The sequence below is a fragment of the Robiginitalea marina genome (genome assembly GCF_024006985.1).
In the GTDB taxonomy this organism is placed as follows: Bacteria; Bacteroidota; Bacteroidia; order Flavobacteriales; family Flavobacteriaceae; genus Robiginitalea; species Robiginitalea marina.
On record NZ_JAMXIB010000002.1, the window covers coordinates 341,071 to 367,132 of the forward strand.

Below are 26,062 nucleotides of genomic sequence, written 5' to 3' on the forward strand. Positions count from 1 at the left end.
GTTGAAAAAAGGATCTCCCAAAGCCCTGGCCTTCCCGAATCCCATTTTGGGAACGGACGATCAGGAATGGATGGCCATAGGCGGGAAAAACTCCTGAAAAGCCCTCCTGCTGCCCGAAAAAAGGAATTCCCCGAGGCCTAAAGCCACGGGGGATTTCATTTTTTAAAGCTTTTTACCCCGGCACGCACCTCGGTTTCAAGGTGGTTGACCTCAGGGACTATGGGGCAGGAATATTTGGGGTTGTACGCGCAATACGGATTGTAGGCCTTGTTGAAATCCAGCAGGAGGGAATCCCCCCGGGGGATCCTCAGGTCGAGGTAACGCCCCCCTTCATAGGTGCCTTTGCCGTTGGTAAGGTCCGTAAACGGAAGGAAAAGGTAATCCTCATACCCCTTTTCCAACAAGAGCTCCGGGCTCTGGTAAACCTCCAGGGTAAAGGCCTGCCCGTTCAGTTCAAAGGTGAGGTAGCCATAGCGGCGCTCGCGGGCAACCTCCATGGTGCTGGTGGGCATTTCAAACGGAAGGGCTTCCGGGGTGCGCTGCAGGCGGGCCCAGGTGCGAAAGATCGTGTCTGCCGGATAGAATTCCAGCCCGTTGAAGTTTTTGCGGTACCGGTCCGGGAGTGGGGATGCTTCCGGATCCCTGAAGGTAGAATTGAGGGAGGCCTGGAATTCGCCGATATCGGCCAGGGCGTCGTTGCCCGAGGGCCATTGCCTGACCTGTTCATCGTGGTATCGCCTGCCGTCCCGGCAGCCTGAAACCAGGGCCGTCAACAAGAGGGCAACCGAAAGGAAAAAAGGGAAGGCAGGGGACAAAAAAGTCAGGCCGCGGGATTGCATAACGTAAGCTTTTGGGCAAGGGTGGTCCAAAAATACAACATGCCGGGCATTCCGCCTCAACCCCCCAACGCCAGGCAGTGGGACGGGCAGCCTTTCCATTCTCCTTTATTCCATGTCATAACGGGCCGCCCTGAGGTATTTTTCAATCAGCTGGTTGTATTCCGGGGTTATCCGCAACAGGGCGGTGTGGGGCAGGCTGTACAGGCGCTGGGCATCCTGGTAGCCCTTCCTGAGGAGTTCCTCGAGGTAAAAGTTGGCGGTCCCGAAATCCCCATATTTGGCGGTCAGGGAAACGACCTCCAGGTAATTCCCGAAATCCAGGGGCGCAGTCAGCGTTTTGAGCATGTACAGGAAAATAAGGGCATCCTCGTCGGGCTGCTCCGCCCTTGCCTCCCTGAGGATATAATCATCCACCAGGGCATTGAGATATCCCTCCAGGCGGTGTCCAAGCAGGCGTTCTTCGAGATTCGTGCTGCCTTTCATGCCGTTGATCTGGTCTGCCTGGTATTTCCACCAGCCCAAATTATTCAGGTTGAAGGCTGCGATGTCCTGGTCCAGGTAGTCGAAGTATTCGTATCTCTGGGTATTCTCTTTCTGGATAGCCGCATGCCATTCCTTTTGTTTTTCCTTATACCCTGGGCTCCGCCTTATGGCTTTTTCCTTTTCCCTGAAGGGGCCGGTTTCCGCAATGCCTTCAAACAGGGCCTGGGCACCCTGCAACTGATCATGCGCAAGCAGGTACGCGCCCTGGTCCTCCAACCCCTGTACATAGGCGGTAAACGCCTGGTAGGTGCGGGCAATGTCGACAGAATCCCCGAAAGTCCGTTTGTCCCGGATCGCCAGGAGGCTGAGCGTTTGCAGGCCCAAATCCAGGTCCTCCCGGGTAGGCCATCCCCCGTTCCCGGTATGGAAAATCATATGGTTTGGGAACTTGAGCTTATCCAGGATTCCCTCATCATTCCGCAGGTCGTGGTACTGGAAATCCCCTTTCCCCATGATCCCGACAATGTGGAACTTTTTCACTTCGAGGCTCAGGGCAATGTCCGGAACCCGGGAAGCAATCACCAGCCCGCCCCGTACCGCCGGGACCAGGGCCGGGTATATCAGGGCAAGTTCCCCCCCGTCCCGGTACCCCGCCGTGTATATCCGTTCGGGATCCAGGGGCAGCATATCCAATAGGCTTACCAGGCTGCTGCTGATTTTAAGCACTTTCGAGGCAAGGGACACGGTGTCGTGCAATTCCCTGTTCGCCGCTAAAACATATCCGTTGGCATCCGCAGCCCTTTTGAGGTAGCGCATGGCCTGGAGGGATTCCCCTTCGTCATCACAAATAAAGAGCAGGGGCCAGGTTTTGGAAGGGTCAAAGTCTTCAGGGAGGTACAACCGGAGGTGGCTGGCCACGGAATCCTGTACGGGCAGCGAATCCAGGACTACACCCCTCCTGAGGACCAGGTCCTGGCTATGCAGGCCGGGGCCCAGGCCGCATAAAACGACGAGAAAAACCAGCATTTTCTTCATAACAAAACCCTATCAAAAACCCGGCCAAGCTGAAAGCGATCCGCGGCCTGCTGAAAATACAACCCTAAATTAAACAAACTGAAGGCAATCTCCATTAAAATCACCCCTTTTTCCCACCCTCGGGAAGGGAAGCCCCCCGGGTCGTCCGCTTTCCTATAGGCGCATTGGAAATGATCTCCGAAAGGATAATGTGGGTGCGGGTCTCGCCGTACTGGATCAGTTGGTCGATAAATTTTTCCAGGTGGAACTGGTCGCGGAAGACCACTTCCATAATAATGTTCTCATTTCCAGTAATCCGGTAACAGTTAATGACCTCCTCCAGGTTCCTGACGTAATCGAGGAATGGCTTCAACTTGCCCATAAAGGCCCGCAGGGTGATGATGGCCTTGAGCTGATACCCCAGCCGGGTATGGGAGACGCTGGTCCAGTACCCTTCAATCACCCCTTCATCTTCCATCCGCTTCACCCGTTCGGTTACCGCCGGGGGAGTCAGCCCGACCTGTCTGCCAATTCCCGCCAGGGAGGCCCTGGCATTTTTTTGCAAGGCCCCGAGGATCTCGAGGTTTAGCTGATCCAGTTTAAATTCCAATATATTATTGTTTATATTTTTTATTTATTAAAGCAATATACCAATTACAGCTTAAAATAAAAATTAAACTTCCACCGGTTCATGGTAATTTTATGGAAAATTGCTACCGAAAATGTCTTCAAATCGTTTAATCAAGCTGCCGGTTTACCGAAAGGCCCTGGAGCTGCAGGCCATGAGCCAGGCGATTGCCCTGTGCGTCTCCCGTCGCCAGGACCTGCCTGCCCTGTATGCCTCAGAAAGCCTCAGGGACCAGGTCGCCGGTTCGCTGCTGACCGACTCCCTGCTCATCCCGGAGCAGATCGCCCTGGCCATGAATACCCGTTCCCTTGCCATCCGGGAACACAGCCTGCACTTTATCCATATTATGACCCGAAACCTGGCCAGTTACTGCAAAGGCCTTGAAATGGACGGGGTAAGGGAAAAAGAATACCTCGACCTGCTGCGGCAGGAGCTCCGGCTGTTCCGGCTTTCCTTCCGGAACTGGCGCAAAAGCCTGGGGTACTGACCCAGGAGCCCGCATTCCCTACATATTCCGACGATACTGTCCGCCCACTTCGAACAGGGCCCGGGTAATCTGCCCCAGGGAACAGTATTTGCAAACTTCCATCAGGACCTCAAACATGTTTTCGTTCCTAATGGCAGCCTCCTTCAGGCGTGTAAGCCATTCGGCAGCCGTTCCGGCATTCCGGGCATGCACGCGCTCCAGGGTTTCGATCTGCGCCATTTTTTCCTCCTCAGTGGCCCGGATGACCTCTGCCGGGAGGATGGTGGGCGAACCTTTGGAATTCAGGAAGGTATTTACCCCAACGATCGGGTAAGCCCCTGAGTGTTTCAGGGTTTCATAGTGGAGGCTTTCTTCCTGGATGCGCGAGCGCTGGTACATGGTTTCCATGGCGCCGAGCACCCCGCCCCTTTCGGTGAGCCGGTCAAACTCATAGAGCACGGCTTCCTCCACCAGGTCGGTGAGCTCATCGATAATGAAAGAGCCCTGCAGGGGGTTTTCGTTCCTGGCCAGCCCCAGCTCCTTGTTGATGATCAGTTGGATGGCCATGGCCCGCCGGACCGATTCCTCGGTGGGGGTGGTAATGGCCTCGTCATAGGCGTTGGTGTGGAGGGAATTGCAGTTGTCGTAAATGGCATAGAGCGCCTGCAGGGTGGTCCGGATATCGTTGAAGTCAATTTCCTGGGCATGCAGGCTCCGCCCCGAAGTCTGGATATGATACTTCAGCATCTGCGCCCTGGCATCGGCCCCGTACTTTTCGCGCATGGCCTTGGCCCAGATCCTGCGGGCCACCCGCCCGATGACCGCGTATTCGGGGTCGATCCCGTTGGAAAAGAAAAAGGAGAGGTTGGGCCCGAAGCTGTTGATGTCCATCCCCCGGCTCAGGTAATACTCCACATAGGTGAACCCGTTGGAAAGGGTAAAAGCCAGCTGGGTAATGGGGTTGGCCCCGGCTTCGGCAATGTGGTACCCTGAAATGGACACCGAATAGAAGTTGCGGACCTCGTGGTCGATGAAGTATTCCTGGACATCCCCCATCAGGCGCAGGGCGAATTCGGTGGAAAAGATGCAGGTGTTCTGGGCCTGGTCTTCCTTGAGGATATCGGCCTGCACAGTACCCCGCACCTGCCTTAGGGTCTCTTCCCGGATTTGTTCATACACCGCGGCAGGAAGTACCTGGTCGCCCGTGACCCCAAGGAGCATGAGCCCAAGCCCGTCGTTCCCTTCGGGCAATGCCCCCCGGTACACCGGGGGTTCCTCCCCCCTTTCCGCAAAAAGCTCCCGGATCCTGGCCCTGACTTCCCCTTCCAGGCCCTGCGCCAGGATATATTTTTCACAATTCTGGTCGATGGCCGCATTGAGGAAGAAGCCGAGCAGCATGGGCGCCGGGCCATTGATGGTCATGCTGACGGAAGTCATGGGATCGGTGAGGTGGAAACCGGAATACAATTTCTTGGCGTCGTCCAGGCAGCAGATCGAAACCCCGGCATTGCCGATCTTCCCGTAAATATCGGGCCGGTGCCCGGGGTTGTGCCCGTAAAGGGTAACGGAATCAAAAGCCGTGGAGAGGCGTTTGGCCGGCATATCGAGGCTGAGGTAGTGGAACCTCCGGTTGGTGCGCTCGGGCCCTCCTTCCCCGGCAAACATGCGGGTAGGGTCCTCGCCCTTCCGCTTGAAAGGGTAAAGCCCGGCCGTATAGGGAAACCCGCCGGGGACGTTTTCCTGTAACAGCCACCGGAGGATATCGCCCCAACTCCGGTAACGGGGCAGGACCACCCTGGGCACCTGCAGGTGCGACAGCGACTCCGTATGGGTCTCGATTTCCACCTCCCGGTCCCGTACCTCAAACCGGAAGACGGGTTCCCGGTACTTTTGTCGGAGCCCTGCCCATTCCAGGAGTTGGTCCCAATGATGAGGATTCAGGTCCTTGCGCACGGATTCAAACTGTCGGAGCAGGGCCTCCAACAACCCGCGGGCTTCCCCGTCGGGGAGGGCCTGCAGGAAGGTATCGGCATCGATGCCACTGGGGGTCAGGCAGGGCAGGGCTTGGGGATCCGGGTCGATACCGGAAAGGGTAAGGGCAGCCAGGTAAAGCCCGTAAAGCCTTTCGGCCACCCCCACCTGGGCAGCCACCATTTCGTCATACGCGCGGTTGCTTTCGGCGATTTCAGACAGGTATCGCGTGCGCGCCGGCGGGATGATGAAGATCTTTTCCGGTTCGGCCCCCGGGTCAGCAGGCAACGCCCCCGCCCAGGATACCCCCCGGTCCGCAAGGCCCTGGATTACGGCCCGGTAGAGCCGGTTCATCCCGGGATCATTGAACTGGGAGGCTATGGTGCCATAAACCGGCAGGGAGTCCAGGGCTGCCTCCCAGAGGCCGTGGTTACGCTGGTATTGCTTTTTCACGTCCCTAAGGGCGTCGGCGGCCCCCCGCTTGTCAAACTTGTTGATGGCTACCAGGTCGGCGAAATCGAGCATATCGATCTTCTCGAGCTGGGTGGCCGCCCCGAATTCCGGGGTCATCACGTAGAGCGACAGGTCGGAGTGTTCGAGGATTTCTGTGTCGGATTGGCCGATCCCCGAGGTCTCCAGGATAATCAGGTCAAAGCCGGCTGCCTGCAACACGGAAACCGCCTCTTTGACGTATTTCGAAAGGGCCAGGTTCGACTGGCGGGTGGCCAGGGACCGCATGTAGACGTTGGGGTGGTGGATGGCGTTCATCCTGATACGGTCACCGAGCAAAGCCCCGCCCGTTTTCCGTTTGGAAGGGTCCACCGAGATGATCCCCAGGGTCCGGTCGGGGTACTGGTTCAGGAAGCGGCGGACAAGCTCATCGACCAGGCTGCTCTTCCCCGCCCCGCCCGTGCCGGTAATCCCCAGGACAGGGGCAGGCTTTTCCGGTACTGGCAGGTCCTTCTGGATCTGCCAGTATGCCCCGGGCCGGTTTTCGGCCAGGCTGATCAACCGCGCCAGGGCGCGGGGGTCCTTCTCCTTCAGCAAGGCATCCAGGGGCTTTCCTGCCGGCAGGGGGAGGTCGGCAACGGGGTAATCAGCCCCCGAAACCAGGTCGTTGATCATGCCCTGAAGGCCCATTTCCCGCCCATCGTCCGGGGAGTAGATCCGCGCAATCCCATACGCCATAAGGGCTTCAATCTCCCCGGGCAGGATTACGCCCCCTCCCCCGCCATAGATCCGGATATGGCCTGCACCCTTCTCCTGCAGCAGGTCGTGCATGTAGCGGAAGTACTCGTTATGCCCGCCCTGGTAGGAGGTCATGGCAATGGCATTGGCATCTTCCTGAATGGCGCAATCGACCACTTCGGCCACCGAACGGTCATGGCCCAGGTGGATGACCTCAACGCCGGTGGACTGGATGATCCGGCGCATGATATTGATTGCGGCGTCATGCCCGTCAAAAAGGGAGGCAGCGGTTACGATGCGGATTTTATGGGTGGGAGAATACGGGGGGTGGGCGTCCATGAAAGTGTCCGGTTAAAACACCTGCAATTTACCGAAAATGAAAAGAAAGTCCATCCCCGTTCAGGATATAATAATTCCGGGGCCCGTTTTGGCCCGCTCATTCCTGATTTGTCAATGGTTGTCAGGGCATAACGGCAAGCCCGACATGCCCTTCCCGAAGGGTTATTGAATCCGAAGACATACTAAAGAGCTGAATTTTAGCGTTATACTTCCAGTATAGCGCAAAACATAATGCGGCCCTAACTTTTTGATAACCTCAGGCTCCCGCATAATGTTGAAATTTGCACCAGATTATTTGAGTTAGTCTTTTGAGTTAGTTAGTTAGTCTGGAAGCCCCGCCCTGGAGAAGGCGGGGTTTTCTTATTTCGGGTGCCCTGTACCCGTGCGCTGCCGCAGGCTATTTGCCGACCACTCAAGGAAACCCCGGGGATTTAGATAAATAACCTTATTTTTAGTTAAATCGCCATGCAAGGCGACATCTAAAACCGTGTTTTCCCCGTATATTTGATAAAAACAGGTTGCCATGGAAAAACAATATTGCAAAGTGGGTTCCAGCCATCCGCTGGATGAAGGGGTTCAGGGAATCACCCTCCTCGAAACCCAGTTGCAGCATTTTATGCGGAAGGCCTCTGAAGCGGCACGCGCCGATTCCCGGATGAAGGATTTCTTCGAAAGCAAAATCTTAAAAATCCAGAAGCAACTTCAGGAGTTTGCCTAAAGGCCTGCCGCCTTAAGGATCGCGGCCATCTCCATCTGGAGGGTTGCTGCCGCTTTTGTCGCTGCGGCGGCAAAATCTTCCCCCTGCGAGGCGTATATGATACCCCGGGATGAGTTGACCAGCAGCCCTACCCCATCGGTCATCCCATAGCGGCATACTTCCTCCAGGCTTCCGCCCTGGGCCCCGACCCCTGGGATCAGTAAAAAAGCATCAGGCACAACTTCCCTAACCTTACTGAGGTACGACGCCTTGGTCGCCCCAACCACATACATAAGCCTTTCAGGATGACTATATTCCCTGCTTTGCCGCAGCACGCGCAGGCAGAGTTCCTCGGTCCCGCAGGGCAGCGTCTGGAAGTCGAAGGCCCCGGGGTTGGAAGTCAGGGCCAGCAAGATGACAAACCGGCCTTCGAAGGCCAGGAAGGGCTCCACCGAATCCCTGCCCATATACGGGGCAACCGTGAGGGCATCAAAATCCATCCCTTCGAAAAATGCACGGGCGTAGCGGCCTGAAGTATTGCCGATGTCGCCCCGCTTGGCGTCGGCTATGGTGAAATGGTCCGGATAATGGGTGTTGAGGTAGGCAATGGTCCTTTCCAGGGACGCCCAGCCGCGGCTTCCCCCGGCCTCGTAGAACGCCGTATTGGGCTTATACGCCACGCAGAGGTGGTGGGTGGCATCGATTACCGCCTTATTGAAGGCAAAGACGGGGTCTTCCTCCCCCTGCAGCCCCGCGGGGAGTTGCTGCGGGTCCGTATCCAGGCCGATACACAGGAAACTGCGCTTGGCCAGGATTTGTGCCAGTAGGTGTTCGGTGCTCATCTCAGATCAGAATGCCTCGGAGGCCTCCTTTAGTTTTTCGGTGTTGTGGACCAGCATCAGTTCGTCGATTATGCGCTGCAGGTCCCCGTTGATGATATTCTGCAGGTCGTAGAGGGTCAGGCCGATCCGGTGGTCGGTGACCCGCCCCTGTGGGTAGTTGTAGGTGCGTATCTTGGCCGAACGGTCGCCGCTGCTGACCTGGGAATTCCGGCGGGCAGCATCCTCTTCCTGTTTCTTGGCCAACTCCATGTCGTACAGGCGCGAGCGGAGCACCCTAAACGCCTTGTCCTTGTTTTTATGCTGTGATTTTTCGTCCTGGCACTGGGCCACGATCCCGGTCGGGAGGTGGGTCAGGCGGACGGCCGAATAGGTGGTGTTCACCGATTGGCCCCCGGGTCCCGAGGAACAGAAATAGTCGATGCGGACGTCCTTCGGGTCGATGTGCACCTCGAATTCCTCGGCCTCGGGGAGTACCATCACCGTGGCGGCGCTGGTATGTACCCGGCCCTGGGTCTCCGTCTGGGGCACCCGCTGTACCCGGTGCACCCCGGCCTCGAACTTCAGGGTCCCATAAACATCTTCCCCCGTCACCTCGAACTGGATTTCCTTATACCCCCCGCTGGTACCCTCACTGAAATCGAGCACGTGGGTCTTCCACCCCCGAGATTCACAGTATTTGGTGTACATGCGGTAAAGGTCCCCGGCAAATATACTGGCTTCGTCGCCCCCGGTACCCGCGCGGATTTCCATCACCACGTCCTTGGCGTCTTCCGGGTCCTTGGGGATCAGGAGCATCTTGATTTCCTCTTCCAGGACGGGAAGGGCCTCACGGGCCTCCTCCAACTGCAGTTTTGCCATTTCGGCCATCTCAGGGTCGCCCCCATGGGAGAGGATTTCCTCGGCCTCCCGGAGGAGGTCCTTCAATTCCAGGTACCGGCGGCGCCGGTCCATGATGACTTTAAGGTCCTTGTACTCCTTGTTGAGTTGGACGTATTTCTTCTGGTCTGTAATGATGTCGGGTTGGATGATCAGGTCCGAGACCTCATCAAACCGCTGTTTTACGATGTCGAGCTTTTCGAGCATAGCCTCCTGAATTCCCCGCGAAGGTACGATTTTTTAGGGGGATTTTCCAGGCATCCCCCAGGCGGGAAAACAGGCCACCGGTACCCGGGGCGCCTTGAAGCAAAGGGCAAAGTAACGGCCGAAGCAGGGAACCCCGGGGCTTAATCGAACACCCTCAGGAGGTTGCCGCTCAGCGTGGTATTGAAGATTTTCAGGGGGTTTTGGGTAATGGCATTCAGGGGGGTGCCGTCCTGGGCAAACCGCGACCCGTGCACATAACACTCGAAGATGCCCCCCTGGATGTCGACAAAAGACACCCCGGGGTTCTGTTCGTGGCTGCAAATGCGGCTGGCTGCCACGAATTGCCCTTCGAGGTTGCGGGCCACCACCACATCATTGCGGACGATGAAATCCCCCGGGTCCTGCAGGGCGGTGCCGTCAGGGCCGCTAAGGTCGATGGTAAAGTCGACGCCCGTGGGGACTTCCTCCCCTCCCCCGGGTTCCCCGTCTTTTGAACATCCCTGCAAACAGGGAAAGGTAAGGGCGAAAGCCGCCCCGGCCCCCAGGGACCTTAAAAATGCTTTCCGTTCCATAGGCTTTTGTATTGGGGATGCCCCCACCTTTACAAAAACGTCCGGAACCTCGATTTCGTGTGCTTCAGTACTGAAACGTGCCGTAAGGGGTCTTCAGGGTCAGCTTTTTGGAAGGGGCCGCTTCCACGCGTCCGACCACCCGGGCTTCCACCCCGAAAGATTGGGAGAGGGCGACCAGCCCTGGGGCCAGGGATTCGGGAACGTAGAGCTCCATGCGGTGGCCGCAGTTAAAGACCTGGTACATTTCCTTCCAGGAAGTGCCCGATTCCCGCTGGATCAGTTCAAACAGCGGGGGCACCGGGAAAAGGTTGTCTTTGATGACGTGCAACCCTTCTACAAAATGCAGGACCTTGGTCTGAGCCCCGCCACTGCAATGCACCATGCCGTGGATGTCCGAAGGGCCATAGGCCTCCAGTACCTTTTTGATGATGGGGGCATAGGTGCGGGTGGGCGACAATACCAGGTGGCCGGCATCCAGCGGGGTGCCGGGGACCGGGTCGGTCAGGGCGGTGGACCCGGAATAGACCAGGGCTTCCGGGATTTCCGGGTCGAAGCTTTCGGGGTACTTGCCGGCCAGGTCGCGGGCGAAGACGTCGTGGCGGGCCGAGGTGAGGCCATTGCTCCCCATGCCCCCGTTGTACCCGGTTTCATAGGTGGCCTGCCCGAAGGACGCCAGGCCCACGATCACGTCCCCTTCCCGGATGCGGGCATTGTCGATCACCTGGTCGCGCCGGATGCGGGCCGTAACGGTAGAATCGACGATTACGGTCCGTACCAGGTCGCCCACATCGGCCGTTTCCCCCCCGGTGCTGTGGATGGTAATACCCCATTGGTGGAGGTCGGCGATCAGTTCTTCCGTGCCCCGGATGATGGCCGCAATCACCTCCCCGGGGATTTTGTTGGCGTTCCGCCCGATGGTGGAACTCAACAGGATGTTGTCGGTAATCCCCACGCACAGCAGGTCGTCGAGGTTCATCACCAGGGCATCCTGGGCGATCCCCTTCCAGACGGACAGGTCTCCCGTCTCCCGCCAGTACATATAGGCCAGGGACGACTTGGTGCCCGCCCCGTCGGCGTGCATCACCAGGCAGTACTCCGGGTCGCCGGTGAGGTGATCGGGGACAATTTTGCAAAACGCCCTGGGAAACAAGCCCTTATCGATATTCGCGATGGCTTTGTGCACCTCTTCTTTGGTGGCGGAAACCCCGCGTTTCGCATAGCGGCCGGAATGGTTCTGATCCATGGGTACGTCAGGTTGGGATGGGGCAAAAATACGCCAATTGGAGGGAACCCCCCGGGTTTCCCCCTGAAAAAGGCGAAATGACCCTACTTCAAAAACAACAATTCCCGGTAGCGGGCCAGGGGCCAGTAATCGTCGGCTACCAGGCGTTCCAGCCGGTCGCTGTGGTGGCGGATCTCCTCGAAAAAGGGTAAAACGGCCTCGCAATAGGCCTCTGCTTTTTTAGGGACTTCCCTAAGGGTATTGGCCCTTTTGCGCGCCTCCGTCATGGCTTCGGTTTTCTGGTGCAGCGCCTGCAAGTGCTCCGACAGCTGCTCCAAGAGGGCCAGCTGGGCCCCGGCCATTTTCTTGTGGGCAGCCCCGTAGACCTCCTTCAGCCCGGCGATGTTTTCGAGCAACTGGTTCTGGTACCCGACCACGGCGGGGATAATGGAGTGATATACAAGTTCCCCCAGCACGCGCCCCTCGATCTGCCGGTTGAGGATGTAGGTTTCCAGTTCCACCTCGTAACGGGCCAGGAGTTCCTTTTCGGTGAGCACCCCCAGGGAAGCAAACAGCTCCCGGGTTTCAGGGGCAGTCAGGACCTTCATGGCCACGGGGGTGGTTTTGTTGTTGCTCAGCTTGCGCCGGGCGGCCTCCTTTTCCCACTGGGGGCTGTAGCCGTCCCCATCGAACCGGATGCGCTTGCTCGATTTGATGTATTCCCGAAGCACATTAAAAATGGCCTCGTCCTTTTTCAATTTTTTCTTTTCGATCAGCTGGTCCACGGCAGCCTTGAATTCATTCAGCTGCCGGGCCACGATGGTATTTAGCACCGTCATGGGCCTCGCGCAATTTGCCCGGGAACCCACCCCCCGCATTTCGAACTTGTTCCCGGTAAAGGCAAAGGGGGAGGTCCGGTTGCGGTCGGTGTTGTCGAGAAGGATTTCCGGGATCTTGCCCACCACGTTGAGCTTAAGCTCGGTTTTCTCTTCCGGGGACAACTTCCCCTGTGAAACCCCCTCCAGTTCATCCAGCACTGCGCTCAGCTGGGTGCCGATGAAGATGGAGATAATGGCCGGGGGCGCCTCATTGGCCCCCAGGCGGTGGTCGTTGCTGGCCGAGGCGATGGAGGCGCGAAGCAACTCCTCATAACGGTCGACGGCCTTGATGGTGTTCACAAAAAAGGTGAGGAACTGCAGGTTCTTCATGGGGGTGGACCCCGGGCTCAGCAGGTTGGTGCCGGTGTCGGTGCTCAGCGACCAGTTGTTGTGCTTGCCCGATCCGTTGATGCCCTCAAAGGGTTTTTCGTGAAACAATACCCGCAGCCCGTGCCGGTCGGCCACCTTATCCATTACGTCCATCAGCAGCAGGTTGTGGTCCACGGCCAGGTTGGCCTCCTCAAAAACGGGGGCCAGCTCGAACTGGTTCGGGGCCACCTCGTTGTGGCGGGTTTTGACCGGGATGCCCAGCAGCATGCATTCCTGCTCCAGGTCGCGCATAAACTGGAAGGCCCTGCCCGGGATGACCCCGAAGTAGTGGTCGTCGAGTTGCTGGCCCTTGGCCGCCGATTGGCCCACCAGGGTGCGTCCGGCCAGGAGGAGGTCTGGCCGGGTCTGCGCCAGGGCCTTGTCGACCAGGAAGTACTCCTGCTCCCAGCCCAGGGTTGCAATAACCTTGTTCACGTTCTTGTCGAAGTAGCGGGCCACCGCGGTGGCTGCAACATCCACGGCGTGGAGTGCCCGTAGCAAAGGGGTCTTGTTGTCGAGGGCTTCCCCGGTGTACGAGACGAAAACCGTGGGAATGCAAAGGGTGGAGCCGTAAATAAAGGCCGGGGAAGTCGGGTCCCAGGCCGTATAGCCCCGGGCTTCAAAGGTATTGCGGATGCCCCCGCTTGGAAAGCTCGAGGCATCGGGCTCCTGTTGCACCAGCTGGCTTCCTCCGAATTTCTCAATGGCCCGCCCATCGGGGAGCAGGTCGAAAAAGGCGTCGTGTTTCTCAGCCGTTGCCCCGGTAAGGGGCTGGAACCAGTGCGTATAATGGGTGGCCCCCATGGAAATGGCCCAGGCCTTCATGGCTTCGGCCACCTGGTCGGCTATTTTCCGGTCTATCTTGGTCCCGGAAAAAATAGCGGCCTTCACGCTGGCCAGGGCATCGCGGGTCAGGTATTGCAGCATGCGCTCTTCATTGAAAACGCGTTGGCCGAAGTACTCGGAACGGCGGACGCCCTCTTCCTTAATGGGGGCAACGGGGGCCCGGGAGGCAAAATTGGCCTGGTTTCTTTGGGTGTTCATCATGGATTTATTCAAGATCAGGAGGTAAAATTACGGATTTCACAAAAACAAATTTCGATTTTTTATAAAACCATACCCCCCTCCCAAAAAGGGGTCTGTTGATAATTTTATCGCTTTTTTTGATAACTACCCCTAATAATTGCTGCACCCAGTTCATAAATAATATTATTTTTGTGCCTCGATACATGAACCCAAAGTAAACCCTTCAATGATGAACAAAGCTAAGTTAGAGTATATCTGGCTGGACGGTTACCAGCCAACTCCCAACATGAGGAGCAAAACGAAGATCGAGACGGATTTCAGCGGGAAGCTGGAAGACTGCCCCATCTGGTCCTTCGATGGAAGTTCCACCCAGCAGGCGGAGGGCGGCTCCTCGGATTGTCTCCTGAAGCCCGTGTCCATCTATCCGGACCCGGCCCGGGAAAATGGCTACCTGGTAATGTGCGAAGTCCTGAGCCCGGACGGCACCCCCCACCCCACCAATTCCCGCGCCACCATTGACTCGGATGCCGACGGGGATTTCTGGTTTGGCTTTGAGCAGGAATATTTCATCATGGACACCCATACAGACCTGCCCCTGGGCTTTCCCCCCGGCGGGTATCCCGGGCCGCAGGGCCTCTACTATTGTTCTGTAGGGGGCAAGAATACCCACGGGCGCGAACTGGTGGAACGCCATGCCGATTTCTGCCTGCAGGCAGGCCTCAATTTCGAGGGTATCAACCAGGAAGTGGCTTGCGGACAATGGGAATTCCAAATTTTTGCCAAGGGCGCCAAAAATGCCGGTGACCAGGTGTGGGTGGCCCGCTACATGCTCGACCGCCTTACCGAGGAATACGGATGGTACATTGAATACCACCCAAAACCCATCAAGGGGGACTGGAACGGAAGCGGGATGCACGCCAACTTCTCCAATACCCTGCTGAGGACCTGCGGATCCAGGGAAATTTACGAGAAGGTATGCGAGGCTTTCCGGCCGGTACGGGAGGAACATATCGCCGTATACGGAGCGGATAACGACCAGCGACTGACCGGGAAACACGAAACGGCTTCCATACACGACTTCAGCTACGGGGTTTCCGACCGTGGCGCTTCCATCCGCATCCCGATCCTGACCGTGGAACGCGGCTGGAAAGGCTGGCTCGAAGACCGCCGTCCGGCGTCCAACGCCGACCCGTACAGGGTTGCTGCGCGCATCATCAAAACCGTGGAAGGGGCCAACATCCAGGTGACTGCCTGAAACCCTTTGCCAGGAATAAGGAACCCCGCTCAAAAAGGCGGGGTTTTTTTATGCCTGCAGGGTAAAGAAGAGGAACAGGACATAGGTCCCGAGGAGCACCAGGCCATTTTTCCAGTCGAGGCGGAGGCCCTTGGGGAGGAAAACCATGGGGAGCACAAGGAATGCAAAAGCCAGCATCCATACGAGGTCTTCGGCAATCAGCCGGTCATCCACCACCCGGATGGGGGTGACCAGGGCGGTAATGCCGAGCACGCCCAGGAGGTTGAAAATATTGGACCCGATCAGGTTCCCGACCGAGATGGCCTTTTCCCTGCGCACCATGGCGATGACCGAAGCTGCGAGTTCCGGGATGCTTGTGCCCACTGAAACTATCGAAATACCGATCACCCTGTCGCTTACTTCAAAATAGGAGGCCAGGCCCACGGCACCTGAGATCAACAATTCGGAGCCACCCCAAAGGGCCACCCCCCCCGCGCCGAGGAAAAATACCGTCTGGTAAAGCGGGAGCAGGGTCACCACCTCGGGGAGGGCTTCCACAATAGCCGGTTTCTGGAAACGCAGCAGGAAGATCAGGAACAGGAATAGGGAAGATACCATAATGATGCCTTCCGTCCGGCCCAATACCCGATCGGGCGCCACAAAGGCAAAAAACAGCAGGGATGCCGCCATCATCACCGGCCAGTCGGTAAAATAAAAACTGCGGCGGATTTCCATACTGCCGATCAACAGGGTTATCGCCAGGACCAACCCCAGGTTGGCGATGTTTGAACCCACCACGTTGCTCAGGGCCAGGTCAGGGAAGCCCCTGAGGGCCGCCTGTACGCTTACAATGAGTTCAGGGGCCGAGGTGACAAAGGAAACGACGGTCATCCCCACGACGATTTTGGGGATATTCAGCCGGAAAGAAAGGTCCACAGACCCTTTCAACAGGAAATTACCCCCCAGGATCAGCAGGGATAAACCCACCGCGATATAGATAAAGTCAGCCATACAAAAAGCTGTAAATATAGTGTAGGGACAGGCAAATCCCCGGGGGGCAAACAACTATTTTTATAGTTTTTTAACTATATTTTTAGTTTCACAACTAATATTTTAGTTTATGTTTGCGTGAAATCGAATATAGCCATGCAACGACTCACCCAACGGGAAGAAGAAATCATGAAGCTGCTCTGGAAGCTGGAAAAAGCTTTTGTAAAGGAGTTGCTCGAGGCCTTCCCCGGCAAACGAAAGCCCCATTACAACACCCTTTCCACTATGGTGCGCAACCTGGAGGAAAAGGGTTTTGTGGGCCATGAAGCCTTTGGAAATACCCATCGCTACTTCCCCCTGGTAAGCCGGGAGGCGTATCGCAGGGAATTTATCGGGGAATCCATTGCCGATTATTTCGACCACAGCTACAAGAGCCTGGTCTCCCATTTTGCCCGGGAGGAAAAAATCTCAGCCGATGACCTGCGGGAGATTATCGCCCTGATCGAAAAACAAAAGAAATGACTGATATGGAAGCGTACCTGTTGAAAGCCTCGGCCATCCTCGCCCTCTTCCTGCTGGTCTACCAGGCCCTGCTCAGGAGGGAAACCTTTTTCAGGGTCAACCGGTTTTTCCTGCTCAGCGGGATTTTCGCAGCCCTCCTCCTCCCCCTGGTGACCCTGCGGGAAGAGGTTGCCATCCCCCTGGAGCTGATGGCCGGGACACCGGCCTCCGCCATGCCGGACATGGACAATACTGAATCCCGGGTGGGGTTAAGGACTCTGCTATTTGGCGCTTACCTGCTGGGCATGCTCTTTTTCCTGGGCCGCACCGCAAGGCAACTCCTGGGGGTGCTGAAGCTGATGAAAGGCCCCCGCAGTATCCGAAAAGACGGCGTGGTCCTACGGCCTACCGAACAGGTCGTCGGGGCGCCTTTTTCGTTCCTGAAGCATATCTTTTACAACCCGAAGGCGCACGACCCGGCCGAGTTCCAACAGATCCTGGAACACGAAAAAGTGCATGCCCGCCAGTGGCATACCCTCGACATCCTGCTGGCCCGGGCTGCAGCCGTGGCCCTCTGGCTGAACCCCCTGGCCTGGATCTACCAGAAAACCATACAGGAAAACCTGGAATACCTGGCCGATGCCGGGGCCCTGCGGCACCTGCCCTCGCCCAGGGAATACCAATACACCCTGCTGAAGGTCTCCGGGAACCCGATGAGCCCTTCCCTGGTCAACGCTTTCAACAGTCCAATCCTCAAAAAACGAATCGTTATGTTACACCAAACCCCATCCAAAACCATCCATTTGCTGAAGTACCTGTTGATTGTGCCGGTCCTGGCCCTGTTCCTGATGGCCTTCAACCGCGAGACCGTCTATGTGCCACAACTGGATTCCGCCCAGGAGCTCATCACCCCTGGGGAGAAAACCATTGAGGTGACCATCGACAAAAATACCTCGGATGCCGAATTGCTGGAACTCAAGGAAAAAATGGCTAAAGACGGGATCGACTTCTCTTACACCACCGTCCGGAACGGGGCCGGGGAGATCATTGACCTGTCCTTTAATTTCAGCGGCAAGGCCGAAAACGGAAACCCCTTCAGCGGCAGTTACAATTCGGATTCAGAGGAGCCCATTAAACCCGTATTGATCTATATCAATTCCGAAGGGGGTGTCTTCTTTGGGGAAGCCAGTACCTACAGGAAATTCAGCAGTGGCAAAGAAGTTCATTTCACTACAGGATCTGGCGAGAAGATGATCTGGGTACAGCGCTCCGGGGAAGAAGATGGACCGTTGTTTGGAACCCGGATGGCGCCGGGGAATCAGGTCATTATCGTGGACGGAAAGGAGGTCGACGAAGTGAAAGGGGAAAAGGCCTATCTCAGGCAACTTGAGGAACGGGAAAAAATGATGATCCTCACGATGGAAGACGCCAAAACAATAGAGGTACGTGAGAAGGACGGCGAGAAAGTCATCCTTGTGGACGGGAAAGAAGTGAGCCGTGAAGAACTCCGCGAGCAGGGCGAGGCCAACAAGATCTTTGTGAAAATGCTTGAAACGGACATTACTTCAGAGGCGGACATCCAAATCCATAACATCGAAGTACAGGAAGACGGGAAGACCGAAAGGATCATCAGGATGTCGCCTGATGCCAAGGACTCGGTTCGCTACAGGGCCATTGTGATTGATTCCGAAAAATCGGGGGATTTCCCCCACGGGAAACAATCAAAAATGAGCTTTTATTCCACTGGAAACAACCCCCTGATCTTTATCGATGGAAAAAAGGCCAGCAAAAAAGATATGAAGGGCCTGGCCCCGGACCAGATTGAATCCATCAATGTCCTGAAAGGGGAAGCCGCCCTTGAAAAGTACGGGAAAAAAGCGGCTGACGGGGTGATTGAAATTACCACCAAAAAGCAGTGATCCCCGGCGGAGGCCAGCCAGATTACGCCCAAGGCCTGGCCTGGAAACAGGGTCCCGGGAAGTGCAAAAAGACAAAAGCATACGAAACAGGGGGAAAAAGGTCCTTTTCCCCCTTGGTTTTCGAAAAACCAGGGAAAAACCCCCTACAATTATTACAGTATATAAGCATAATGCCTTATTAAAATTCCATTTAACAATCATTTACAAGGTTTCATGCTTTTTATTTACAGGTTAAAATGTTTTAAGACTTACAATAGTGTACGCAACTTCGCAGATTTTCCCCGATTTCCTTGGAGGGTACCCGGCCGTTCCGATATATTCGCCCCACAATCAGAAACAAGCAACCCAATCAAAAAAACGTTACCATCATGATCGCTCTGGCAAAATTTGTTCTTTCCCTTTTGCTCACCCTCATATTGGCCCTCTTCTAAGTTGAAGGGAAAAACTTCGGATTACAGGCCTTCCCGTTCCAAGGGAAGGCCTTTTATTTTTCGGGAAAGGGTATCTTTGGCAGTATGAAAAGAATGCTGTTCCGCCTCCTGGCCCGCCTCAACCGGTGGTTCCTGCCGTCCTTCAGCAAAAAACGGCTGGACCTGGCCAAAGCCAAAAAATGGCAACTGGCCCTTATCGGCTGGCGCTACTATGTCACAAGCCGTGCCCTGGACTAATAGGTGATAAGGGCTTTAAGTGGGAAACCCCTGAGTTTGTCACGACCTTTAAGGAACCCCAGTTCGATCAGGAAATTGCACTGCACTACCTGGCCGCCAAGGCCTTCGACCAGGTCGCAAATCGCCCGGGCCGTGCCCCCGGTGGCCAGCACATCGTCGTGCACCAGCACCCGGTCGCCCGGGGAGATGCTTTCCGCGTGGATCTCCAGGGCATCGGTGCCGTATTCCAGTTCGTAGTCCTGCCTGCGGGTCGGACGGGGGAGCTTCCCGGGCTTGCGGGCAGGGACAAAACCGGCCCCCAGGCGTTCGGCCAGCAACAGGGCAAAGAAAAAGCCCCGGCTCTCGATGCCCACCACCTTGTCTACCCCAAGGCCCTCGGCGAACTGCCACAGTGCCCGCGCGGCTTCCTTCAGGGCCACCGGGTCTTCCAGCAGGGGGGTAATATCCTTGAAAACCACCCCCTTCTGAGGAAAATCGGGAACTTCCCTGATGTAGTCATTAAAATTCACGGAAATCAACGGTTGGTTATTTTGCCCTAAATGTAAAAAGAAATATATTTGCATCCCCTTAGTTAAGGGAACACATTCCCGGCCACGTGGCGCAATTGAATAGCGCATCTGATTACGGCTCAGAAGGTTCCAGGTTTGAATCCTGGCGTGGTCACTTAAGGATGAAAGCTCGCCCGCAAGGCGGGCTTTTTTCTTTTCGAACAAGGCGCAAGCTCGCTTGCATGTCGCAGTGAGGAAAGAAAAAGAAGCCAGCCATGGGCTGGCAGCTTTTCATGTAGACTACGGGACCGCCAGGAAAACCGAGCGAAGCGAAGGTAATCCTGCTGTAGACATGAAATCTTTATGTTATTTTACACTGAATTCCTGATCTATGATTGGGATTTGGATACAAACGTATTATTCATCGAAAAGATGATCCAGGTTAATGAAATAAGACTCTTTTTTTCCCTTATCATCATACCTGGAAAAGCCAACCAAATAGTGAAAACGACCGAAAGAACGATATGGCCAATGATATTTTCGGCCTTTAAGTTCGACCCTTAGTTCACCAAAAACATCGAGGCTCCCTTTGAGCATCTCAGGATTCGTATTTTGAGCAGTCTTCTGAAGTTTTTTATCCCAATGTAGGTCTCCGTAAAAGACAAAATAATCATAGGGATTTTTCTCGGTGGCGGAAGCTAAATGAAAATAATTAAACGAAGATTGAACAACCTTTAAATTAGGAATTCCAATACCGAGGGCATCAAAAGGAACCTCAAAAAGTTCAAATTCCATTGTTTTTAGTGTATGTTCTAAATTATCCGAAAGCGAACTAGAATAGTCATAGGAATCTGCTGGAATGAAATACATCTCCTGAGGAATTCCATCAAGTCTAGATCGATTATCGAAACAAAATGATGAAAAGATTAAAAAACCCTTTTCAGTATGTATTTCAGTTAACAAAGTAGGAGGTTTATTTTGTCCATTTAAACTATCATTCCAGAGCAAAGAACTATAAACCAACAGAAAAAGTATAATTATCCGCATGGATCATAAGTGATTGCGTTGGCTGCTGTTTGAGGATGGTTAGAACCTAATTGATCTATTGTACCCAATCCATTCGTGAGATCGATCCAAGTAGCTCTTAATTGGTTAATGAAATAACGCTGATAATCACTTTGCCTTAAAGTTGGGTTTTTTCGAAAATATCGCTTTAAATCCGTAATAGCAATATATAAGGCTCCTGCTGCTAGTTCCCGTGCCATATTTCTAGTAAAGAGTAAATCGCCGTCTATATTATATTTAGGCAATCCAAAAGTTAAACTAGAATAGCTCACCGTAGAATAATTTGTGTCAAAAATATTGCTGAGATCAGTATATGCTAGGTTTTGTTCAAAATTCTTAAGTCTACTTTCCTGCCATAACTCACTATCAGTAACAGAATTAAAGCTGAAATTCTTATCGCAGGGAATAGCAAATCCTACACCACCACCACCACCAGCACTTGGACTTGCATCTATAGTGCCGAGGGTTTAGATCCTGGCGTGGTCACTTAAAGCGCAAACCCCGCTCGTTCGAGCGGGGTTTTGTTTTTCGGGGAACCGTCGAAAGCTTGCTTTCGTAAGGGAACCCGGAAAATAAAACCGCACCGCCAGGGGCGGTGCTGGGTTTGCATTTTCAGGCGGGAGCACTTTCAGGATCACGAGCGCAGCGAGTACTCCTGGGAAACCACTTGCTTGCCGAAGAGAAGGCGGAAAAAGAAGCCAAACGATAGTTTGGCGAGCTTTTCATTTAGACTACGGAGCTTCACAGGATCACGGAGCGAAGCGACGTAATCCTGGGCCGGTGCTGCGTTTGCTATCCCTCACGCATATTCGGGACAAGCTTTCAGGCGGGAGCACAAAGGAAAACCGACCCCGTCCCGATAGCTATCGGGATCGGGGGAGGTACTCCTGGCCCTGAAGTCCACAGTTGGCAGTTTCTCAATTTGAAAATTTGAGAATTTGAAAATGGGTAGGTGGGTTCCCAGGAAGTTTAAAACATATATTTGACCATAAACTGCAGGCGTTTTCCGGTACCACTGTTCCCATCCACATTTGTGCGTTTTAACATCATGAATTCTACCCCCATATTTACCTTTTTATAGGGAGACCAGATCAGGTTCACATGGCCGGATCCCCCTCCTTTGAGGTTATTCGGATCCCGGAATTCACTCGGATCAATGCCGAACCAAGCTGTGTTAACAGAAGTCACAAGTGTGGGGGATATATTAAAGGCAAATCCACCTAACAGGTTCCAGGCCGGCATGGTTTTCAGGTTTCCTTCCGGGTCGAGTACCGCTGAGGCCTGCGTGCCAACGGTCGCAACGATCTGGCTGCCCCATCCCTGTCCGTAAGAGGACAGCCAGTTGAAATAGTGCCTTTTTGCACCCAGGTACTTCCGTCCGCTAAAACTAAAACCCCATCCAATGGCCGTATCGTCCGGATTATCATCTTCTCCGTCCCACCTGAGTTGAAAAACGGATGCCCCCAGAAACAATCGGCCCCCATCTTTCAAACCCTTTGTAACATTTCCCACAACCATCGGAAGTATCTGGCTGGCTTTTCCCACCTGCCCGTTCGGATCAATACCCGGAAATTCGAGCATTTCAACAGCAACTGCATATTTATACGTGTCGGTTATATGGTCTTCAAAACGGATCTGGGCCCTGCGGCTCCCCGTCAGTGCATCCCCGGCCGCAAAGTCTATGGTTGAGGGTACGGCATATAAATCACTTTGAGTCCCCCAGGTCCGTCCCACCAACAGCCGTCCCACTACGCCATAAAAATGCCGCAACCTTGGCGTTTGGTTAAATGGTCCCCTGTCCAGGTTATAGAAATCAAATTCAAAAAATACCCGCATGGGCATACCGGTTTCCGTCAGTGTGCGGATATCCACATTTAGGCGGGATTCCCTGGCATGCATGTTCATGTAGCCGTCTTGTAAGGGCCTTCCGTCACCAGGTACAGGTACATTTTGTATTTCATATTGAAAACGATCATACCCTCCGTCAAAATCCTGGATATAATCCAGTTTGACATATCCGCCGATAGCCATACGCGCTTTCGTGCCGAATAGAGGCCATGAGTTTGGAAATGTGTCGTCCACCAGGTCCTGCCCGGTTGTCGCGATGACGTTGTCCCTGAAATCATCAATGCGATCCTGTTTTTTATCCACTGTCTTAATAGAATCCTGGGGATTCCAGTCCTGGGCATAGGTCAGCTGTAATCCACACAGGATCAGCGCAACCAATAGATGTTTTTTCAGCATTAGAGCAGTTATTAGATTAAAAATGCAGTATTCTTTCAAACAATTTTCACGTATGGGTTTGTGATCAATCTCAAACAAAAAACATCCGGTTAAGGGCTTTCTTCAAAAGCCTGGCGATCCGCTTATGTCTGCCGACTTATTCTTGTCTTATTTCTTTTTAAAGCTTTCAATAACACTATAAACTGCGTTCGGGTCTCACAATGGTGTAACCAATCATTATTCCCACAAGGATAGTCATGGCTACAACAAACATTTGAAAAAACTGTTGCACGCCTAGAGCCATCCCTGATACTACTTCGCCCAAAGGTTGGGGGTATTTGGTCAATGGCGTCAATATGAACAGAAGCCTCTTTAAAAGAAAAGGTCCCGGTTTCCACCTCGTTCAACTCATTGCCAGGTCGGGCAAGCCTGACTAAATCAAAATCCGGAGGTGTTGTAGCCATTATTTCTACACGCTGTGGTGAATCCGTCGTTTCCCGCAAACCAAAGCTAATTTCTACCGGTTTAGATTTAAATTCAGCCTGATAGCAAAAACCTTTGGCCAAGCAGGTTAGTAAAGATTCCAATCTGCCCGATGTAGAGCCCTGTTTATGAGCGGCCAAGCCAACTTTTATGATAAAACGTCAGGCATCGTCAAAGGAAACCTTTGACGATGCAGAAAACGTTTTCTCTTTGCCGACCCGGTTAATTGTCGAATACCGATCCGGAGAGATCGAACTCGTCGACCGCCCCGTCGCCCCGAATGAAGATCCGGTGGTTGAATCGCACATAGTTCAGTTCTCCAGACGGATCTTTGAGCAATTCGCCAAGGGATCCCTCGTTCGGGCCTTCGGTGATGATAAAATAGCCCTCGGCCGTGTTGGCCACATTGGCAGGCGCGGGATCCGCTCCTTTGGTCAATGCGGAGAACTGGATAAACACATATTTGTCACCCTCTTTCCGGATCTCGATGTTTTGGGAATTGCCCTTGAAGACGCCGACAAAGGGGTCGAGCACAGACGGATCAACGCCCGCTGCGACCGGAGACTTGGCCTCGATTTTCGTGAAGGCTTTGACCATTGCGTTCGCAACTTTCTTGTAGGCCTCGACTCCGCGATCACTGTGGACCAAAACCACCACGGCAAAGTCGTGATCCGGGATAAGCTGCAGAAAAGAACGTGTGCCGGGCCAATTCCCCCCGTGGCTGGGACTGATGACCCCGTCGTAGTCGTGGACGAACCAGGTCAGCCCGGTAAAGTCGCCGGCCTCCGCCTCGACTGCCGGAGCGTGGGCGTAGTCCAGCGCTTCCCTGGACAGCAGCTGCTTGCCGGAGGCGTCCTTGCCGTCCAGCTGAAAGCGGGCGTATTTCAGCATGTCGGTAACCGTAGACCGGATTCCGCCGGAGGCTGCGGACTCTCTTATCATCGGAATGTAGTACGGCTTTAGATCACTGATGCTGCCTTCCCCGTAGATCGGCGGATGACCCCATGCGTAGTTATTAGCCGGAGGAGTGGTGTCGTAATTAAAGGATGACGCATCCATGCCGAGCGGGTTGAGCAGGTGCTCTTCGATCAGGGTCTCGATCGGCTTTCCGCCGACATGCGACACCACATGGGTAGCAAAGGTGATACTGGTGTTGTTGTACATCCAGGTTTGATCGAACGGATAGATCTGCTGGATGTAAGCCCCCTGGAGCATGACCTTCTCGGAAATGGATCCACCCGGGGGAACGGGCAAGAACCCATGGTCGCCATACCAGCCAGCGCGATGGTGGAACAGGTCAACGACCCGCGCTTTCGAAGTCGCCTCGGGATCCGCGACCCTCCACCACGGCAGGATGTCGACGACACGGGCGTTCAAATCCAGTTTGCCCTGTTCGGACAGCTGCATGGCCACCGTCGAAAGGAAGGTTTTTGTCACAGAGCCAATTTGGAATTGCGTATCAGGGGTAACCGCCTCGTCGGTGCCTACCTTGGTGACGCCGAGGCCGGCGCTGTAGGAGTTGGGCCCGTGGATGACACCGACAGCAAGTCCCGGTATGCGCATTTCCTTGATCAGTTCAGCAGTTTCGGCGATGACCGCATCAAAGGTCACCTGGCCCTCCTTCTTCGTCATTGTCACTTTGGACGGTGGCTTTTTCTGAGCAAGTGCCGGTTGAACCGCAAATAATGCCGAGATCATTACGGTAAATAATAGTTTAATTTTTTGTTTCATGGTTTCTCTTTATTAAATACTTGTAATAAAGTTTATCTAATGTGTGTGCCTAAGGCCTTGGTTCAGAGGTGACTATAGGCGCCGTCCGCTGCAACGAATTGATAGGCACGATAAAGCTTATTTGTCTTCTGACTTTAAATAATAAAAGTCATATAAAGTCCGGGTAACTTCCGCAATGGCCCGATCACGATCAGCTTCTGAGGTTGTACTGCTTTTGGTGAATACCACAATCGCAAAACGTCGGCCGTCGGGTAGCGTGATATAGCCGACGTCGTTGGCCACGCCCCCTATGGTTCCGGTCTTGTTCGCTACGGGCGTTCCCTTGGGCAGCAGCCCCTTGAGCCGGCCAGAGCCCGTGCGCGTGCGCGACATGACATTAATCAAGAAGTCGCGGCTCTCGGAGCTCGTCGCTTTGCCACCGTCAATGGCAAGCAGGAGCTGCAGCATCGCAAGGGGCGTTGCTTGGTCACGTGGATCTGCCTCGAAGTCCAGATTGCGGTCACCCTGGATCTTCAAGAGCTCCGGCCGGGCCTTGAAGACCTCTGTGGCGAGTTTATGCGTGGCCGGTCCCGGCAAACCATAGAACTCCCCGATGATCTCGCCTGTCGGCCGATCGACTCTGAAATCGCTGATCCCAATCCTGCGCAGATATTTGGTCACTGCCGCGGGGCCACCGGCCAGCCCCATCGAGATGTCGGTCGCCGTGTTGTCGCTCTCCGTGATCATCACCTCGATCAGGTTCGCGATCGACAACTGGAGCCCAGGGTGAACGAATCTGCCATTAAGCGCAGCGTCCCCGATCATCATCATATCGAGTGTGACATCGACCATCTGGTCGAGCCGCAGCTCCCCCCTGTCCACGCGATCCAGCACGGCAGCGGCAATCGCAACCTTGTAGGTACTCGCCATCACAAACTGTTCATCTCCGTTTATGGTAATCTTCTTATCCGAACCAATTTCCTGTGCCGCCACTCCAATGCGACCCGCTAACTTCTCTGTGAGTTTCTCGATCTTCTGAGAAATAGCTTCAGCATTTTGTTTTTGAGCAAATGCCGGTTGAACTGCAAATAATGCCGAGATTATTACAGTAAATAATTGTTTCATCTTTCTCTTCATCTTTCTTTTCTTTTAAATATTAATCAT

At 54.5% G+C, this 26,062-nt stretch carries 22 protein-coding genes and 1 tRNA gene; 7 read left to right on the forward strand and 16 right to left on the reverse strand.

The features are described from left to right. Nucleotides 1-155 precede the first annotated feature (155 nt). The 3 genes from NG653_RS04430 to NG653_RS04440 form a co-directional block, all read right to left on the reverse strand. On the reverse strand, nucleotides 156-839 hold the full coding sequence (locus NG653_RS04430) for a DUF1684 domain-containing protein (protein ID WP_252740461.1): 684 nt from the start codon (nucleotides 837-839) through the stop codon (nucleotides 156-158). A gap of 105 nt (nucleotides 840-944) precedes the next feature. Continuing rightward, the gene (locus tag NG653_RS04435; RefSeq protein ID WP_252740462.1) at nucleotides 945-2,357 is read right to left on the reverse strand and encodes an alpha/beta hydrolase family protein; all 1,413 of its coding nucleotides are present in this window, start codon (nucleotides 2,355-2,357) and stop codon (nucleotides 945-947) included. Between the two features lie 100 nt (nucleotides 2,358-2,457). Further along, nucleotides 2,458-2,946, reverse strand: a complete 489-nt coding sequence (locus NG653_RS04440) for an Lrp/AsnC family transcriptional regulator (RefSeq protein ID WP_252740463.1) — start codon at nucleotides 2,944-2,946, stop codon at nucleotides 2,458-2,460. Nucleotides 2,947-3,058: 112 nt separating this feature from the next. Here NG653_RS04440 and NG653_RS04445 point away from each other — a divergent pair, with 112 nt between their 5' ends. Beyond that, nucleotides 3,059-3,451: a hypothetical protein gene (locus tag NG653_RS04445; protein ID WP_252740464.1), complete on the forward strand. Its 393-nt coding sequence runs from the start codon at nucleotides 3,059-3,061 to the stop codon at nucleotides 3,449-3,451. An 18-nt stretch (nucleotides 3,452-3,469) separates the two neighbouring features. Here NG653_RS04445 and NG653_RS04450 read toward each other — a convergent pair whose 3' ends face one another. Further along, nucleotides 3,470-6,928 (reverse strand): methylmalonyl-CoA mutase family protein, encoded by a 3,459-nt coding sequence (locus NG653_RS04450; RefSeq protein ID WP_252740465.1) that lies wholly within the window; start codon nucleotides 6,926-6,928, stop codon nucleotides 3,470-3,472. A 523-nt stretch (nucleotides 6,929-7,451) separates the two neighbouring features. On the opposite strand from NG653_RS04450, the gene NG653_RS04455 reads away from it, so the two are divergent. Next, nucleotides 7,452-7,646, forward strand: coding sequence for a hypothetical protein (locus NG653_RS04455; protein WP_252740466.1), 195 nt, complete (start codon nucleotides 7,452-7,454; stop codon nucleotides 7,644-7,646). On the opposite strand, the gene pyrF is transcribed toward NG653_RS04455, so the two are convergent. From pyrF to NG653_RS04480, 5 genes are all read right to left on the reverse strand, one after another. Next, nucleotides 7,643-8,467, reverse strand: coding sequence for an orotidine-5'-phosphate decarboxylase (gene pyrF, locus NG653_RS04460; RefSeq protein ID WP_252740467.1), 825 nt, complete (start codon nucleotides 8,465-8,467; stop codon nucleotides 7,643-7,645). The two genes, NG653_RS04455 and pyrF, sit on opposite strands and share 4 nt — an antisense overlap. Before the next feature lie 6 nt (nucleotides 8,468-8,473). Beyond that, nucleotides 8,474-9,550 (reverse strand): peptide chain release factor 1, encoded by a 1,077-nt coding sequence (prfA, locus tag NG653_RS04465; protein WP_252740468.1) that lies wholly within the window; start codon nucleotides 9,548-9,550, stop codon nucleotides 8,474-8,476. Nucleotides 9,551-9,690: 140 nt separating this feature from the next. Further along, on the reverse strand, nucleotides 9,691-10,122 hold the full coding sequence (locus tag NG653_RS04470) for a QcrA and Rieske domain-containing protein (RefSeq protein ID WP_252740469.1): 432 nt from the start codon (nucleotides 10,120-10,122) through the stop codon (nucleotides 9,691-9,693). 64 nt (nucleotides 10,123-10,186) lie between these two features. After that, entirely contained in the window at nucleotides 10,187-11,365 is a 1,179-nt protein-coding gene (locus NG653_RS04475) for an AIR synthase related protein (RefSeq protein ID WP_252740470.1), read from the reverse strand. Between the two features lie 83 nt (nucleotides 11,366-11,448). Beyond that, nucleotides 11,449-13,635 carry a glutamine synthetase III family protein gene (locus tag NG653_RS04480; RefSeq protein WP_252740521.1) on the reverse strand — a complete coding sequence of 729 codons (2,187 nt, stop codon included), beginning with the start codon at nucleotides 13,633-13,635 and terminating at the stop codon, nucleotides 11,449-11,451. 211 nt (nucleotides 13,636-13,846) lie between these two features. Between NG653_RS04480 and NG653_RS04485 the strand changes: the two genes are divergently transcribed. Continuing rightward, complete coding sequence (locus NG653_RS04485) at nucleotides 13,847-14,872, forward strand: glutamine synthetase beta-grasp domain-containing protein (RefSeq protein ID WP_252740471.1); 1,026 nt, start codon at nucleotides 13,847-13,849, stop codon at nucleotides 14,870-14,872. Between the two features lie 48 nt (nucleotides 14,873-14,920). Here NG653_RS04485 and NG653_RS04490 read toward each other — a convergent pair whose 3' ends face one another. Further along, the gene (locus NG653_RS04490) at nucleotides 14,921-15,862 is read right to left on the reverse strand and encodes a calcium/sodium antiporter (RefSeq protein ID WP_252740472.1); all 942 of its coding nucleotides are present in this window, start codon (nucleotides 15,860-15,862) and stop codon (nucleotides 14,921-14,923) included. Between the two features lie 135 nt (nucleotides 15,863-15,997). Here NG653_RS04490 and NG653_RS04495 point away from each other — a divergent pair, with 135 nt between their 5' ends. From NG653_RS04495 to NG653_RS04505, 3 genes are all read left to right on the forward strand, one after another. Continuing rightward, nucleotides 15,998-16,363 (forward strand): BlaI/MecI/CopY family transcriptional regulator, encoded by a 366-nt coding sequence (locus tag NG653_RS04495; protein WP_252740473.1) that lies wholly within the window; start codon nucleotides 15,998-16,000, stop codon nucleotides 16,361-16,363. Next, nucleotides 16,360-18,261 (forward strand): M56 family metallopeptidase, encoded by a 1,902-nt coding sequence (locus NG653_RS04500; RefSeq protein ID WP_252740474.1) that lies wholly within the window; start codon nucleotides 16,360-16,362, stop codon nucleotides 18,259-18,261. The genes NG653_RS04495 and NG653_RS04500 overlap by 4 nt, the downstream gene beginning before the upstream one ends. A 515-nt stretch (nucleotides 18,262-18,776) precedes the next feature. After that, nucleotides 18,777-18,929: an SsrA-binding protein gene (locus NG653_RS04505; protein ID WP_252740475.1), complete on the forward strand. Its 153-nt coding sequence runs from the start codon at nucleotides 18,777-18,779 to the stop codon at nucleotides 18,927-18,929. Here the strand turns inward: NG653_RS04505 and NG653_RS04510 are convergent. After that, nucleotides 18,926-19,438 (reverse strand): adenine phosphoribosyltransferase, encoded by a 513-nt coding sequence (locus NG653_RS04510; RefSeq protein WP_252740476.1) that lies wholly within the window; start codon nucleotides 19,436-19,438, stop codon nucleotides 18,926-18,928. The two genes, NG653_RS04505 and NG653_RS04510, sit on opposite strands and share 4 nt — an antisense overlap. Nucleotides 19,439-19,518: 80 nt before the next feature. On the opposite strand from NG653_RS04510, the gene NG653_RS04515 reads away from it, so the two are divergent. Continuing rightward, nucleotides 19,519-19,592, forward strand: a tRNA-Arg gene (locus NG653_RS04515). 242 nt (nucleotides 19,593-19,834) lie between these two features. On the opposite strand, the gene NG653_RS04520 is transcribed toward NG653_RS04515, so the two are convergent. From NG653_RS04520 to bla, 5 genes are all read right to left on the reverse strand, one after another. Then, nucleotides 19,835-20,464 (reverse strand): hypothetical protein, encoded by a 630-nt coding sequence (locus NG653_RS04520; RefSeq protein ID WP_252740477.1) that lies wholly within the window; start codon nucleotides 20,462-20,464, stop codon nucleotides 19,835-19,837. Further along, the gene (locus NG653_RS04525; RefSeq protein WP_252740478.1) at nucleotides 20,455-20,754 is read right to left on the reverse strand and encodes a hypothetical protein; all 300 of its coding nucleotides are present in this window, start codon (nucleotides 20,752-20,754) and stop codon (nucleotides 20,455-20,457) included. The genes NG653_RS04520 and NG653_RS04525 overlap by 10 nt, the downstream gene beginning before the upstream one ends. A 697-nt stretch (nucleotides 20,755-21,451) precedes the next feature. Further along, the gene (locus tag NG653_RS04530; RefSeq protein WP_252740479.1) at nucleotides 21,452-22,726 is read right to left on the reverse strand and encodes a DcaP family trimeric outer membrane transporter; all 1,275 of its coding nucleotides are present in this window, start codon (nucleotides 22,724-22,726) and stop codon (nucleotides 21,452-21,454) included. Between the two features lie 684 nt (nucleotides 22,727-23,410). Beyond that, nucleotides 23,411-24,919, reverse strand: a complete 1,509-nt coding sequence (locus NG653_RS04535; RefSeq protein WP_252740480.1) for a serine hydrolase domain-containing protein — start codon at nucleotides 24,917-24,919, stop codon at nucleotides 23,411-23,413. Nucleotides 24,920-25,036: 117 nt separating this feature from the next. Continuing rightward, a complete protein-coding gene (gene bla, locus NG653_RS04540) occupies nucleotides 25,037-26,035 on the reverse strand; it encodes a class A beta-lactamase (protein ID WP_252740481.1) in 999 nt (332 codons plus the stop codon). Nucleotides 26,036-26,062 lie beyond the last annotated feature (27 nt).